Genomic DNA, 15,155 nt, shown 5'->3' with positions numbered 1-15,155 from the left:
ATTAGTTGCCCACTTTTTAAACAAAAAAAGAAGCTAAGGCACAATGCCTTAACTCCTTATACCACTAAGTCTTTCCCCGATTTGCTTAGCGAATTAATATTGTTTCATGTATTGATCGCGTTCCCATTCAGACACTTGAGTTCTATAATAATCCCATTCAATTGATTTAGAGTTTATAAATTGATTGTAAATGTGATTACCTAACGCTTGTTTAACTGTGTCATTTTCACGCATAGCTTTTAAAGCAGTGTAAAGTGTTGAAGGTAAGTCTTGGATACCTACAGCTTCACGTTCTTCACGGTTCATTTCATAAATATTTTGGTTAACTGGTTCTGGAACTTTAGTTTTGTTCTTAATACCATCTAAACCAGCTTGTAGGATTGTTGCTAATGCCATGTAAGGGTTAGCAGCTGGGTCTACTGAACGTACTTCAATACGAGTTGATAATCCTCTTGAAGATGGTACACGTACTAATGGCGAACGGTTTTTACCACTCCAAGCGATATAACAAGGTGCTTCGTAACCAGGAACTAAACGTTTATAAGAGTTTACTAATGGGTTACACACAGCTGTAAATCCACGTGCATTATTTAAGATACCTGCAGTAAAGTGATAAGCATCTTCAGTTAATTGCATTTCATCATTTGGATCGTAGAATGCATTTTCTTTACCTTTAAATAATGATACGTTGAAGTGCATTCCGCTTCCGTTAACACCGAATAATGGTTTTGGCATGAATGTTGCATGTAAATTATGCTTACGAGCAATTGTTTTAACAACTAATTTAAATGTTTGGATGTTATCACAAGCAGTAATCGCATCTGCATATTTAAAGTCGATTTCATGTTGTCCTGGCGCAACTTCGTGGTGACTTGCTTCGATATCGAATCCCATATCTTCAAGTTCTAATACGATGTCACGACGGCAATTTTCACCTAAGTCTGTTGGTGCTAAATCGAAGTAACCACCATTATCATTTAGTTCTAATGTTGGTTCACCTTTTTCGTCTAATTTAAATAAGAAGAATTCAGGTTCAGGCCCTAAGTTGAAATCTGTATAGCCCATATCTTCCATTTCTTTTAACACACGTTTTAAGTTGTTACGTGGGTCACCAGCAAATGGTTCACCATCAGTCGTATATACATCACAAATTAAACGAGCTACTTTACCTTGACCAGCAGTCCAAGGGAAGATAACCCAAGTGTCTAAATCTGGGCATAAATACATGTCAGATTCTTCGATACGTACGAAACCTTCGATTGATGAACCATCAAACATCATTTCGTTATCTAATACTTTTTCTAATTGGCTAACTGGTACTTCAACGTTTTTGATTGTACCTAAGATATCTGTAAATTGTAATCTTAAGTATCTAACGTTTTCTTCTTTTGCAAACTTACGAATATCGTCTTTACTAAATGTACGTTTAGGCATGGTAGAAATCCTCCAAAAATTTATTTAATAAACCGTGATAAATCGCCACGATTTATTGGCAAAGCTTCACCGTGTGGTTTCTGCGTTGCGTCAACAATCATTCTTTTTCTAATCTCTTGTTCATCTGATGTAAGATGCCCTTGATTATTAGTTATGATTTGCTTGATCCCTTTAAGGTTAAATCCTTTCTCAATCAAAGATTTAATTTCAAGAAGACGTTCTAAATCATTTAACGAAAATAATCGCTTGTTTCCTTCTGTACGCTCGGGCATAACAAGTTCATGTGTTTCATAGTAGCGGATTTGTCTTGCAGTGAGTTCTGTTAATTTACAAACAACACTCATAGAGAACACGGCCATATTACGTCTGATTTTATCGTTAGACATTCATAACCTCACCTCTACTTTTGAACTTGATATTAATTTAGCATAGTTTTAATCGTATTACAAAAATATGTTAGGTTTTCTTACATAGAAACTTCAAATCTATATTTAATATTAATTTCAAGCTCTTTTCAATAAGTAATATAGACTCAATTTATATAATATTTTTTAAAAAAGAGGCTGTGACATAAATAATATAATGGTGCTACTTCGCAAATTCGCAGTAGCTGACTGAACTGAGAAAAGCTTAATTTAAGCGCCTTCTCAGTTCTAGTCATCCTTGCGGGCGGTGCCCCAACAAAGAGAATTTCATTAAGAAATTCCACAAGTAAAGCAAGATGGGAGCGGACGACGAATGTAAAAAATTCTGTACCACTCCCATTAAGCATCTATATTAAGCTTTGTTCCTTCAAATTAGTAACTGCACGAGTAACAGCTAGTTTAACATGTTCATAAGTTAATCCACCTTGAACATAGGCTTCATATGGCGGTCTTATCGGTCCATCTGCTGACAATTCAATTGAAGACCCTTGAACAAAAGTACCAGCAGCCATAATTACATCATCTTCATAACCCGGCATATAGCTTGGTTCCGGGCTGAAATGTGCATTGATTGGTGAAGCGTGTTGTATACTTTGGCAAAATGCTATCATTTGTTCTTTCGTATCAAATTGTACGGTCTGTATTAAATCCGTACGTTTGACATTATATTTAGGAACTGTTTGCATATTCATTTTTTCTAATAATAAGCTCGTAAACAATGCACCTTTCAAGCTTTGACTAACTACATGCGGTGCTAAGAAGAAGCCTTGATACATCTCTTGTAACGAATACAATGATGCACCTGCTTCTTTACCAATTCCTGGCGCTGTTAATCGATAGCCACAACGTTCGATTAAATCTTTACGTCCTGCGATATAACCACCTATCTTAGCTAAACCGCCACCTGGATTCTTAATTAATGAACCTGCTATCAAGTCTGCACCAACTTCAATAGGTTCACGTTCTTCGACAAATTCTCCGTAACAATTATCCACAAAGATTATAATATTTGGGTATCGTGCTTTAATAGCTTGAATTGCTGTCTCAATTTCTTTGATAGCGATGGAAGGTCTTTGGTCATAGCCTTTGGAACGTTGAATGGCTACTACTTTTGTCTTTTCTGAAATTGCTTCAAGTGTGGACTGAATATCTATTTGTCCTTCTTTTAAAGGTACTTCATTATATTCAATTCCATGTTCTTTTAAACTTTCAATACCATTACCATTTACACCAATCACTTCAAGTAACGTATCGTATGGACTTCCAGTAATATACAATAGTTCATCGCCGTATTTAAGTGTACTTTGCAGCGCTAAAGTAATCGCATGTGTGCCTGAAATTATTTGTGGGCGTACAATCGCATCTTCAGCTTTAAATGTATGGGCATAGATATCTTCAAGATGATCCCGACCAAAATCATCATATCCATAGCCTGTACTCCCTACTAAATCACTTTCTGTAGCTTTAACGTAATGAAAGGCATTTAAAACTTTTTCTTGATTTAAATATGCAATTTCTTCTATTTGTTTAAAATATGGTGATAACGTTTCCTCTACGTCTTTAACCAATGATGAAATATCTGACATTCTTACATACTTCCTTTTATTGTTTTTTATATCCAGTAATCACATAATCCTCATTTTTAGGATCAAAATTCATTTCTTCAATTAGCGTATGTTGCTTCAAGAAATAAAGTCTATCTGCATTTGTACTAGGAACCTTCTCTTCATAATAAGACAATGCGGCTTTCACTTGCGCGATTAAAAATGCCTTAACCTTTGATTTATCCCCTTCAACTCGACTAGAGACAAAAATGGATGGTGATGCAGATACTGGACTATCATCACTGTCACTACATTGATCTTTCTTGTTAAATATAACTGCTTGAGGTATGTGACTCATATCTAAATCATTAATTAATTGATTAACTGTATCATATTGAGAACGGTACTCTGAATGACTCGCATCTACGACATGTAATAATAAATCTGCACCTTTTGCTTCTTCTAACGTAGATTTAAAGGCAGCGATTAATGTCGTTGGTAATTTTTGAATAAATCCAACAGTATCTGAAATAATTAAATTAAATCCTTCATTAATTTGAATTTGACGTGTTTTAGGATCTAACGTCGCAAAGAGTAAATCTTTCTCAAATGTTTCTTCACCTGATAATACATTAAACCACGATGACTTACCTGCATTCGTATAACCAACGAGCGCAATTTGAAAGACTTGATTTTGTTCGCGTTTATTACGGTAACGTTCCCTGTGTTCTACTACAGTTTGTAATTGATGTTTAATTTCATTCATACGTGTACGAATGTGACGTCTATCCATTTCTAATTTCGTCTCACCAGGACCTCGTGTACCTATGCCACCACCAAGTCGTGATAAGCTTTTACCATGCCCCTGAAGTCTTGGTAATAAATAATCTAATTGCGCTAACTCTACTTGTAATTTACCTTCACGACTACTTGCTCTCAATGCAAAAATTTCTAAAATCAACTGTGTTCTATCGATAATTTTTATGCCCAAATTATCATTTAATGTTTTTGATTGTGCGGTAGTTAACTCATCATTGGTCACTACGACATCTATATCATGGAACTCAATAAAAGCTTTTAATTCGTCAATTTTACCTTTACCAACGTAATACTTATGATCGACTTGTTCTCTATTTTGAGTGACCTGTCCTTTAACATCAAGCTGACAAGTTAATGATAAAGCTTTTAATTCTTCCATTGTTGAATCGAAATTAAATTCATTATCATTTTGAGCATGTACACCGACTAATACAGCAGTTTCCAACTTTTTCTTTGTCGCGTGTGTCATACGCTGTGTCACGTTATACATCTCCTTCTAATGTGTTTCTCAAATATTCTATCACAGTGTCTATTCAAAGACTATCTACTAAAATTATGTTACATTATTCTTATATCGAAAGGGTGATACTATGGAAAATATATATGACTTTGTGGTACAAAAATCTAATGGTGAAGATTATAAATTAGAAGAATACAAAGGCAAAGTAATGCTAATTGTTAACACTGCAAGTGAATGTGGTTTCACGCCACAATTTGAGGGTTTACAAGCATTGTATGAGAAATATAAAGACCAAGGTTTTGTTATTTTAGGTTTTCCATGTAATCAATTTGGTGGGCAAGAACCTGGTTCAGGTGCTGAAGCTAACCAAAATTGTAAAATTAACTATGGCGTAACATTCCCAATCCATGAAAAAGTGGACGTCAAAGGGGAAAATCAACATCCTTTATTCCGCTTCTTAACTGACGCAGCTAAAGGTATGTTAAGCGAAAAAATTAAATGGAACTTCACAAAATTTTTAGTTGATCGTGAAGGAAATGTCGTGAGTCGTTTCTCTCCTCAAAAGAAACCAGCTCAAATTGAAAAAGATATCGAAAAATTATTATAGATTAACATTTAATTAAACTACGATAAAAAGCTACATTATAGAGTTATCATTTCACTCTATAATGTAGCTTTTTATATTACAAACATTCCTCTATTTGTCAAAAGTGCTAAAATATGATGAGTTTATTACAAGTCACACTGTCATTAAGACCGTTGTCTACGCTCTTAAGAACTTGCAACGTTGCACTTTAATTACAACTTATTCTTCACTATTTACTGGTTCATTAGAATCTGTAACTTCAGTTTCCACAGTAAATGTGCTGATCGCATGTTTGTATATCAAATGTTGTTTACCTTGAGAAACTAAGCTGACAACATATTTGTCAAAGTCTTCAATAACACCTTTCATTTGAAAGCCGTTTAAAAAGAAAACTGTAACTTCTGTTTGTTGTGCTTTAAAGTTCTCTAGTGCTTGATCTTGGATGTTGTGGTTTGCAATCATGTTTAGAACTCCTTTTATTTATTTGGGTTGTAATCTCATCTAACATCATTTGAAGTGTCATTGTCTCTCTATCAAACCATTGAACATGTAATTTATTCTTGAACCATGTCAATTGTCGCTTAGCATATTGTCTTGAATGTTGTTTTAATGTTTCAACTGCTTGGTCTATTGATAACTCACCATTTACAACAGGTACCAGCTCTTTATATCCAATTGCTTGCATACTTTGAGTAGATTCATAACCCTGTTCTACTAGGTTCTTCACTTCATTAAATAATCCGTGGCCCAACATAATATCTACACGTTTATTTATTCTTGAATATAATGTTTTGCGCGACATTTCAATCCCTATTAATAATGTATCATAATTTTCTATAAATTGTTGCACTTTCTTGCGAGAACTTATAAGTTTTTTTGTATTTAAGTAATATTCAATCGCTCTATACACCCTTTTTCTATTATTGGGATGTATATCTTGTGCTGATTGTGGATCGAATGTCGCCAAATAATCATGCACTTCTTGATTAGTCAATGATTCTAATGCTTGCAATTTAGACTTGGTTTGCTTTTCAACTTCTTTTGAAACGCTCTCATCTTCGAATGGATAATCATAAATTAATGATTGAATATATAATCCCGTACCTCCAGCTATAATAGGAACCTTGCCCCTAGCAGTTATATCTTTAATCAAACTTTGTGCTTGTTGTTTGAAATCATACGCTGAAAATGAGTCATCTGGATTTAAAATATCAATCATATAATGGGGGATGCTATCCATTTCTTCATTCGTCACCTTAGCTGTACCGATATCCATCTGTTTATATACTTGCATAGAATCCCCACTAATGATTTCACCATTGATGCGTTTTGCTAATTCAATACTCAATTCTGTCTTACCAGACGCGGTTGGTCCTACTATAACCACTAAAAATGGTTTATTGACGTCGTTCAATCGTTATCCCTCACTTCAATTTTTCTTTATTACTTGTTTCTGAATCCAGTCAAACATATGCGTCCATATCATTTCCTTATCATCTTCAAATAAAATTTCATGTCTTCTATTCGCATAAAGTTGAACTGTTATATGGTTGATACCTGCACGTTTGAATTTTTTTCCCAACTTCCGTATACCTTTACCATAGTCACCAAATGGATCCTCCTTACCAGAGATAAGTAATATTGGTAACTGGGCGTTCATTTTTTTGAGTTGCTTATTATTAGCCGTACTTATCATATGTTTCACTGTTTGATAGATTAATTGGTTAGATACTAAGAAACCCGTATAATCATCGTTAACAAATTTGTTAATTTCATCACGCTTAGAGGATAGCCAATCACTCTTTGTTTCAGGTTGATCTATTTTCTTATTAAATGATTTATAAACAAATTGATTCACCCATTCTAATCGGTTACGCTTTCCACAAATAAGTGTGATTAATTTTAATGCAATTATAGCTGGAATTCCTTTGTATTTAGGATACTGACCAGTACCTGTAAGTATTAAGCCTTGTGCAACATCTGGATATTTCTCTACAAACAAACGAGCAATAATTGAACCCATTGAATGTCCTAAAATGATATATGGAATATTGCTATCTGAACTATGGAGTGTTTGTGCTATTTCATAAGCATCTTGGGCTATGGTATGCATGTCATTGTAATGACCTCTTTCACTTTCATCTATATCGATTCCGTGACCTCGATGATTGTGTCGTATCACATCGTATCCTTGATGCGTTAATGCCTGCACAAGTGATTCATAACGATCCATATGCTCAGCCATTCCGTGAAAGATATGAACGACACCAAATGTTGCTATCTTCGCTTTATCTACTTTAACTTCTATCATAGTGCCGTCTTCAACGGTAATTTTGAATGATTGTTGACTCACGCATATGCCTCCTTGCAAAATTAATTACTTAACCTTAATGTCCTATATTCCTTTAAATATACCTGTCATTCTTAATGTTATCAAATTGTTAGACTCATTTTAACAACTTCAATTGCATCTTTATAGGAGCAAGTCTGAATTCATCTTGAAATCGTTGTCCTACCCATCTTACTTTGCCTGTAAAATCACACTCTATATTAGTGACCTTTCCCAATGAAATTCTCTTAGGTGAGATGTCTCCGCCAATAATCTTACTTTTGAAACACTAAAGCGGGAGTAGAACAGAATTCTTTTTAAAATCGTTGTCCTACCCCCGCAAGGATGACTTGAACTGAGAAACCTTAATTTAAGTACGCGCTCAGTTCAGTCAGTTACTAAATATTCATATTTTTAATGACTTTGATGTTTCATTTAATACACGCATATATGTGTTAAATTCTCAAAACATCCATTTTAAATTTTATTTTAGAACTGCAAGTTGTTCATTGCCGTGTGTTGCTTCTTCAATCGCAATATTAATTTCTTTAGTAAATTCATTGCGTTGACTTTGAGTATAATTCAGTAATTTAGCAAGCTCTTCAACGACTGCATCTTTATATTGTTTTACTTGGTTAATATTGAAATACAATTTACCTGTTCTACGAATTAAGAAATCTGTTGGTTTATAAACCATTTCATTTTGAACGCTATATACTAATTCAACGTACATTTCTAGTGGTAAATTTAATGTTTTGTCTTGTGCTATTTGTGCAATGTTAAATAATTTATCAACGTTAGAACCATATTTAGAAGCTAAACGTTCAGCAACATCAGCTTGAAGACCAATTGCCTTACCTTCTTCAACTTTACGTGCTACGTAATTTTCAAAGTTTGCACTTCCGCCTACATCACCACCAGAAATCGGTGTATGTTTCGTTTTACAATCATCAAATGTTAATTTGTATTCTTGTTTTAAACGTTTTGCTAATAAATCGACAATTTCTAAAGCCATGTGACGGTAACCTGTTAATTTACCACCAGCAATTGTTAAAAGACCTGATTTACCTTCCCATATTTCATCTTTACGTGAAATTTCAGAAGGATCTTTTCCATCTTCTAATATTAACGGTCTAACTCCGGCCCAAGTTGATTCGATATCTTCATCTTTTACATTTACGTCTGGGAACATATAGTTAATCGCATCAATAAGATAGTCTCTATCTTCTTGTGTTGTTAATGGTTTTGTTTTGTCATTATCATAGAACGTGTCAGTTGTTCCGACATACGCTTTACCTTCACGTGGAATAGCAAAAATCATTCGTCCATCTTTTTCAGTATCGAAATAAACCGCTTGTCTTAACGGGAATTTAGATTGATCAATGACAACATGAACACCTTTAGTTAAACGTAATTGTTTATTGTTACGCGTGTAATCTTTTTTACGAACTTCATCTACCCAAGGACCTGCAGCGTTAATAACTTTTTTAGCATTGATTTGGTACATTTCACCAGTTAGTAAATCTTGAACTTCAATACCTCTCACTTTAGATTTTGCATCATAAATGAAATCGGTTGATTTCGTATGATTTAAAACTTCCGCACCATTTTCTTCGGCACGTTTCATAACTTCAATTGTTAAACGCGCATCATCAGTACGGTATTCAACATAATAACCGCCACCTTTTAAACCATCTTTTTTCACTAATGGTTCTTTGTTTAATGTTTGTTTTTTACTCAACATTTTTTTACGTTCGTATTTTTTTACACCGGCTAAGCGATCGTAAGCTGTTAAACCTAAGTTTGTTGTGAATTTACCGAAAGTACCACCTTTGTGCATTGGTAGTAACATCCATTCTGGTGTCGTTACGTGTGGACCATTTTCATAAACAATCGCACGTTCTTTACCAGTTTCAGCTACAACTTTGATTTGTGCTTGTTTTAAATATCTTAATCCACCATGAACTAATTTAGTAGAACGTGAACTTGTACCTTGAGCAAAATCTTGCATTTCTACTAATGCTACTTTCATACCGCGTTGAGACGCATCTAACGCAATCCCTGCACCTGTGATACCGCCTCCGATGATTACGACATCATATTCTTCATTTTGCAAATTTTTCTTAATTACTTCTCTATTTAAAGTTGATAAAGCCATAAATATACCCCTCCGATATTTTATTTTTGTGAAAAAAGAGAGACCTATCCATACAGAATCAAACTGTATGAAACAGGTCTCTCAAATCTCGACTAATTTATTAACTTAATTTAATCATATCACACTTCAATAAACTAAGCCATGTTTAGAGATTAATCTTCTAATTTAAAGACCTGAGTAGCTTCAACTGCTTTTTTCCAACCTTTATATAACTTAGTTCTGTCTTCTTCAGACATCTGTGGTGTAAATTCTGTTTCTAATTGCCATCTATTTGCGATTTCATCTTTACTATCCCAGAAACCAACTGCTAATCCCGCTAAATAAGCAGCGCCTAATGCTGTAGTTTCTTGAATTTCTGGGCGCTCTACTGCAGTATTAACAATATCTGCTTGGAATTGCATGATAAAGTTATTTTTAACTGCACCGCCATCAACACGTAAATTGTTCACTTCAATTTTAGAATCTTTAGACATCGCTTCCATAACATCACGTGTTTGATAACATAATGATTCTAATGTTGCTCGAATGAAGTGTTCTTTTTCAGTACCACGGCTCAAACCGAAGATGGCACCTCTTGCTTCTGAATCCCAGTAAGGCGTACCTAATCCAACGAATGCTGGTACGAAATAAACATTATCAGTAGAGTCAACGCGTGTCGCATAGTTCTCAGATTGAGGCGCTGAATTTATAATTCTTAAACCATCACGTAGCCATTGGATTGCTGATCCTGAAACAAAGATAGAGCCTTCAAGTGCATAATTAACTTTACCATCTAAACCATACGCAATAGTAGTTAATAATCCACTTTCAGATTTAACTGGTTCTTCGCCAGTATTCATTAACATAAAGCCACCAGTACCATAAGTGTTTTTCACATCTCCACGTTCGAAACATGCTTGTCCAAATAGTGCAGCTTGTTGGTCACCAGCGATACCTGAAATCGGTACTTTTTGGCCAAAGAAATGATAGTCTCTTGTATGTGCGTAAATTTCACTAGATGGTTTAACTTCTGGTAACAATTGTTTAGGTACACTTAATAATTCAAGAAGTTCTTCATCCCATTTTAAATCATAAATATTATACATTAGTGTACGACTCGCATTTGAATAGTCTGTAATATGTGCTTCTCCACCAGACAATTTCCACACGAGCCAAGTATCAATTGTACCAAATAATAAGTCGCCATTTTCAGCTTTTTCTCTAGCGCCATCAACGTTATCAAGAATCCATTTAACCTTTGTTCCAGCAAAGTATGGGTCTAATAATAAACCTGTTTTATTACGGAACGTTTCTTCATGTCCTTGCTCTTTTAATTCATGACAGATTGCTTGTGTTTGACGAGATTGCCATACAATTGCATGATAAATTGGACGTCCTGTATTTTTATCCCAAATAACTGTCGTTTCACGTTGGTTTGTGATACCAATACCCTCAACTTGATCAGCGTTAATTTCATTTTCATTTAACACTTCTGCCATAACTGCTAATACTGAAGTCCAAATTTCATTAGCGTCGTGTTCTACCCAACCTGATTTAGGGAAGTATTGTTTGAATTCTCTTTGTGCAACACCTTTGATGTCGCCTTCTTTATCAAATAAGATAGCTCTTGAACTTGTTGTTCCTTGGTCTATCGACATGATGTATTTTTCCATAAATTTTCTCCCTTTCTGCTATATGAATAAACAATTGTTAAAGAATTTAAATATTAAGGAAGTGTACTATAGTTATAGCACTTTTCCAAAAAAATAATCATAAATGTAAGATATTAATTAATAAATTGATTCAATATCATTTGATTTATTAGCTTTATTCAGTGCCAAACCAAGCACTAATGTAACGATAACTAGTAAAATACCAACTGCACAAATCAAATCAAATTGTCCTTTGTAGAAGACTTTATAAATAACTGCTCCTAACATACCTCCTGCAATAGGCCCCAATACAGGTACTATTGCATAGCCCCAGTTAGAACCACCTTTACCAGCTATTGGTAGCATTGCATGTGCAATTCTTGGTCCTAAATCACGTGCAGGATTGATGGCATATCCAGTAGGACCACCTAAACTTAGTCCAATTGCAACGATTAAGGCACCAACGATAAGCGGATTTAATCCATCGGCAATTTTATTAACACCAATAAATAAAATACCTAAGCAAAGAATCGCTGTACCAATAATTTCACTCAAAAAGTTTGCAAAATAGTTCTTAATTGCTGGTGCTGTAGAAAATACACCTAACTTCGCACCTTTATCTTCTGTTGCTTTCCAATGTGGTAAATACATTAACCAAACGAGCACACCACCTACAATACCTCCAAGCATTTGACAGATTATGTAACCTGGTACTTGCGCCCAACTAAAACCGCCATCCATCGCTAAAGCAATAGTCACCGCTGGATTTAAATGTGCTCCTGAAAATTTCCCAACTGCGTAAACACCCATTGATACAGCTAGTCCCCAACCTGCTGCAATAACGATCCAGTCAGAGTCCTGACCAGCGCTTCGCTTCAAATTAACGTTAGCACAAACGCCACCACCGAAAAGAATTAGAATAGCAGTACCTAAAAATTCTGCTAAATAAACATTCATGATGAATCCTCCTATAAGACAAAAAGATTCCTACAAAAGCGCTAATAAAGGCATTGCAGAAATCTCTTCGTCTCTTAATCTTAATATTAACTTGTTTAAATCATACAGAAAGTTTGTAAGCGTTGTCAATACTTTCGTTGAAATTTTGTCACATTTAAGTAATCCTAAAATTGATTGTTCTCATTTTTATAAAATTAAGAAAGAAGTTGGATTGATGGCGGTACGAATTACCATAATGCACGGTTACTGGTTGTAACGTAGCTCGCACCGCTATTAAGTGCCTGAGTTATTTCGCTTTCTTCATTAATCAAACCACCAGCAATGACTTTTGAAGCAGTTTCTTCATCAATAATTTTAACAACTTTATGCGCTATACCAGGTAATACTTCTACATAATCAGGCTCAACTTTCTTAATTAAGTTAATACTTCTACTTAAGGCTTGACTATCTATAATAAACACCCTGAAAATCGTTAACTTATTTAACGATTTAGCTTTTTGAATTACCTTAGATTTGGTAGAAACGATTCCTTTAGGACTATATGTTTGAATGATATATTCACAAGCATATTCATCAACAGCCATACCCTTAATTAAATCGATATGAATATAGGCTTCAATTTGATTCGCCTTTAACAGCGCCATAACACTTTTCAAATGACCAATATGCATATCTAATAGCACACATATTTTATAATCTGTTTTTATTAATTTCTCTAAGTCTTTCATATTCCGTATCGCAGGTAAAACGTATTCTTTCATAAGCATTTTCCTCTCTACATGACGCGTTTAAATAGTTTTTCTAGTTCATAATTCGAGAAGTTGATGATAATAGGTCTGCCGTGCGGACATGTGAATGGATCTTCCGCTTCACGTAATTGATCAATCAAATCCGCCATCTCATTATTTTTTAAATAATGATTTGCCTTAATAGATTTCTTACAACTCATCATGATCGCAGCATCTTCACGCATTTTTTTTACACTTATTTTTTTATCATTTAATACCAATTCAACCATATCTTGAATAATTTCTTCCGCTTCCGCTTTTGGGAACCAAACAGGGTAACTATTCACGATATAATCATGACCGCCAAAGTGCTCTAAATGAACGCCTACTTTGTCTAATTCTTCCTGATATTGATCTATAATCATTTGTTCATCTTTTGAAAAGTGAAAGGTTAATGGTATCAACAAATCTTGGACTTCATTCGTCACTTCGCCAATTTTTTCTCTAAAATATTCATATTTAATACGTTCTTGAGCAGCATGCTGATCAATCATAAACATGCCGTTTTCATTTTGGGCAATAATATAAGTTCCATGTACCTGGCCGACAACTTCCATATATGGAACACGTCGCGATGGTGTGTTGCTTACCTTTCCTTTAATATCATTGCTATCTTGTGGTTGATATAGTGTTTGTTGATCTTTTGGCGCTATTTCATCACTCATATTGGCTTCTGATGCGCCTTTTGTTGCGTAATTTATATCCTGATTATCTGGGTTAGTCGTATCACTATCCATTTCATTCAAAATTTCTTTTTGAATTTGGAAGTAATCTTTGTCATCGGCGCGTTTATTATTGTGAACGATGCTTTCCGTACTTTCATTTATGCTCTCTTTATTATCTGGAGCATCGTACTCATAATTTGCTTCATTTAAGTTATCGTCATTAGAATCACTAGATGTCTTATAGGTTGGAGTCGCAGTCTCTTGATTCAATTTCTGTTGACGTCTCTCAAAGTCTATTTTTTGCTGTTCAAATTGATTTAATACTTTATTTTTTTTAGGTCTTCTATCCAAATTATTTTGCGGAATTAAAATTCTATCCTTGAAAGCCTCTCGAATTTTCTCAACAATTAATTGATATAATTGTTCTTCTTTTGATAATCTGACTTCTAATTTCGTTGGATGAACATTCACATCTACGAGTATTGGATCCATTTCGATATTTAAGTAACAAATCGGATAACGTCCAATTGTAAGTAGTGTATGATACCCTTCAATAATTGCCTTATTGAGTACAAAGTTTTTAATATATCTGCCATTAATAAATATTGAAATATAATGCTTATTACTTCTTGAGTGTTCTGGTTTAGCTACGAAACCTTCTAAGTGATAATCACTCGTATCACCTTGAATATGTACTAAATCTTTTGCAACTTTTATACCATAGATTTCAGCCATAACTTCATTTGTTTTACCGGAACCGTTAGTTTTTAACAATGTTTTTCCATCTGATATTAAAGAAATACGTATATCGGGATGACTCATTGCCATACGATTGACGATATCTGTAATTTTGCCTAACTCTGTATATAAACTTTTTATATATTTTAGGCGAGCTGGTGTATTGTAGAATAATGATGCTACTGTGATGTCGGTACCTTTTTTAGCTTTAGCTGGTTTACGACTTAAAATTTCGCCATTTTCGGCATAGATTTCATGACCATTCTCACTATCTGTACACGTCTTAAGCGTAACTTTAGCTACTGAAGATATACTTGCTAATGCCTCACCACGAAAACCTAATGTTCTAATGTGAAATAAATCATCATCTGCATCTAACTTACTTGTTGCATGTCTATGAAATACTAAATCTAAGTCATCTTGTTCAATACCAGTACCATTATCTACGACTCTAATAGAAGAAATGCCTGATTGTTCTACTTCAATATTAATTTCAGTAGATTGTGCATCGATTGCATTTTCTAACAATTCTTTCACAACTGAGCTTGGACGCTCTACTACTTCACCAGCTGCTATTTTATTCGCAAGAGACGTTTGTAGTTCCTTAATTTTGCCCATTTT

General features: G+C 34.3%; 13 protein-coding genes. 1 reads left to right on the top strand and 12 read right to left on the bottom strand.

The annotated features are described in order from the left end of the window. Positions 1–93: 93 nt before the first annotated feature. The 4 genes from glnA to hflX form a co-directional block, all read right to left on the bottom strand. Complete coding sequence (gene glnA / locus AK212_RS04115) at positions 94–1,434, bottom strand: type I glutamate--ammonia ligase (RefSeq protein ID WP_053029364.1); 1,341 nt, start codon at positions 1,432–1,434, stop codon at positions 94–96. Positions 1,435–1,454: 20 nt separating this feature from the next. Next, positions 1,455–1,820, bottom strand: coding sequence for a MerR family transcriptional regulator (locus AK212_RS04110; RefSeq protein WP_053029363.1), 366 nt, complete (start codon positions 1,818–1,820; stop codon positions 1,455–1,457). A 386-nt stretch (positions 1,821–2,206) separates the two neighbouring features. Beyond that, complete coding sequence (locus tag AK212_RS04105) at positions 2,207–3,445, bottom strand: methionine gamma-lyase family protein (RefSeq protein ID WP_053029362.1); 1,239 nt, start codon at positions 3,443–3,445, stop codon at positions 2,207–2,209. Positions 3,446–3,461: 16 nt separating this feature from the next. After that, positions 3,462–4,691, bottom strand: coding sequence for a GTPase HflX (gene hflX / locus AK212_RS04100; protein WP_371106765.1), 1,230 nt, complete (start codon positions 4,689–4,691; stop codon positions 3,462–3,464). Positions 4,692–4,812: 121 nt separating this feature from the next. On the opposite strand from hflX, the gene AK212_RS04095 reads away from it, so the two are divergent. Then, on the top strand, positions 4,813–5,289 hold the full coding sequence (locus AK212_RS04095; protein WP_053029360.1) for a glutathione peroxidase: 477 nt from the start codon (positions 4,813–4,815) through the stop codon (positions 5,287–5,289). A 198-nt stretch (positions 5,290–5,487) separates the two neighbouring features. Here the strand turns inward: AK212_RS04095 and hfq are convergent, their stop codons facing one another. The 8 genes from hfq to mutL all read right to left on the bottom strand — a co-directional run bounded on the left by hfq (position 5,488) and on the right by mutL (position 15,152). Then, positions 5,488–5,730 (bottom strand): RNA chaperone Hfq, encoded by a 243-nt coding sequence (gene hfq / locus AK212_RS04090; RefSeq protein ID WP_053029359.1) that lies wholly within the window; start codon positions 5,728–5,730, stop codon positions 5,488–5,490. Beyond that, positions 5,684–6,682 carry a tRNA (adenosine(37)-N6)-dimethylallyltransferase MiaA gene (gene miaA / locus AK212_RS04085; protein ID WP_053029358.1) on the bottom strand — a complete coding sequence of 333 codons (999 nt, stop codon included), beginning with the start codon at positions 6,680–6,682 and terminating at the stop codon, positions 5,684–5,686. Before miaA ends, hfq begins: the two co-directional genes overlap by 47 nt. Positions 6,683–6,697: 15 nt before the next feature. Beyond that, positions 6,698–7,621 carry an alpha/beta fold hydrolase gene (locus AK212_RS04080; protein ID WP_053029357.1) on the bottom strand — a complete coding sequence of 308 codons (924 nt, stop codon included), beginning with the start codon at positions 7,619–7,621 and terminating at the stop codon, positions 6,698–6,700. Positions 7,622–8,081: 460 nt separating this feature from the next. Next, on the bottom strand, positions 8,082–9,755 hold the full coding sequence (locus AK212_RS04075; RefSeq protein ID WP_053029356.1) for a glycerol-3-phosphate dehydrogenase/oxidase: 1,674 nt from the start codon (positions 9,753–9,755) through the stop codon (positions 8,082–8,084). Between the two features lie 152 nt (positions 9,756–9,907). Continuing rightward, on the bottom strand, positions 9,908–11,407 hold the full coding sequence (glpK, locus tag AK212_RS04070; protein WP_053029355.1) for a glycerol kinase GlpK: 1,500 nt from the start codon (positions 11,405–11,407) through the stop codon (positions 9,908–9,910). Positions 11,408–11,524: 117 nt separating this feature from the next. Next, a complete protein-coding gene (locus AK212_RS04065) occupies positions 11,525–12,343 on the bottom strand; it encodes an MIP/aquaporin family protein (RefSeq protein ID WP_053029354.1) in 819 nt (272 codons plus the stop codon). Between the two features lie 227 nt (positions 12,344–12,570). After that, positions 12,571–13,104 carry a glycerol-3-phosphate responsive antiterminator gene (locus tag AK212_RS04060; RefSeq protein WP_053029353.1) on the bottom strand — a complete coding sequence of 178 codons (534 nt, stop codon included), beginning with the start codon at positions 13,102–13,104 and terminating at the stop codon, positions 12,571–12,573. Positions 13,105–13,118: 14 nt separating this feature from the next. Beyond that, a complete protein-coding gene (gene mutL, locus AK212_RS04055; protein ID WP_053029352.1) occupies positions 13,119–15,152 on the bottom strand; it encodes a DNA mismatch repair endonuclease MutL in 2,034 nt (677 codons plus the stop codon). Positions 15,153–15,155: the final 3 nt, after the last annotated feature.

Origin of the sequence: Staphylococcus borealis, from assembly GCF_001224225.1 — a bacterium.
GTDB lineage: Bacteria > Bacillota > Bacilli > Staphylococcales > Staphylococcaceae > Staphylococcus > Staphylococcus borealis.
This window is presented reverse-complemented; position numbering and strand designations above follow the sequence as displayed.

What these genes read in the sequence shown, in the direction of transcription:
- glnA (WP_053029364.1), bottom strand. Translation starts at nt 1,434, where the DNA reads ATGCCTAAACGTACATTTAGTAAAGACGATATTCGTAAGTTTGCAAAA.
- AK212_RS04110 (WP_053029363.1), bottom strand. Translation starts at nt 1,820, where the DNA reads ATGTCTAACGATAAAATCAGACGTAATATGGCCGTGTTCTCTATGAGT.
- AK212_RS04105 (WP_053029362.1), bottom strand. Translation starts at nt 3,445, where the DNA reads ATGTCAGATATTTCATCATTGGTTAAAGACGTAGAGGAAACGTTATCA.
- hflX (WP_371106765.1), bottom strand. Translation starts at nt 4,691, where the DNA reads ATGACACACGCGACAAAGAAAAAGTTGGAAACTGCTGTATTAGTCGGT.
- AK212_RS04095 (WP_053029360.1), top strand. Translation starts at nt 4,813, where the DNA reads ATGGAAAATATATATGACTTTGTGGTACAAAAATCTAATGGTGAAGAT.
- hfq (WP_053029359.1), bottom strand. Translation starts at nt 5,730, where the DNA reads ATGATTGCAAACCACAACATCCAAGATCAAGCACTAGAGAACTTTAAA.
- AK212_RS04075 (WP_053029356.1), bottom strand. Translation starts at nt 9,755, where the DNA reads ATGGCTTTATCAACTTTAAATAGAGAAGTAATTAAGAAAAATTTGCAA.
- glpK (WP_053029355.1), bottom strand. Translation starts at nt 11,407, where the DNA reads ATGGAAAAATACATCATGTCGATAGACCAAGGAACAACAAGTTCAAGA.
- AK212_RS04065 (WP_053029354.1), bottom strand. Translation starts at nt 12,343, where the DNA reads ATGAATGTTTATTTAGCAGAATTTTTAGGTACTGCTATTCTAATTCTT.
- AK212_RS04060 (WP_053029353.1), bottom strand. Translation starts at nt 13,104, where the DNA reads ATGAAAGAATACGTTTTACCTGCGATACGGAATATGAAAGACTTAGAG.
- mutL (WP_053029352.1), bottom strand. Translation starts at nt 15,152, where the DNA reads ATGGGCAAAATTAAGGAACTACAAACGTCTCTTGCGAATAAAATAGCA.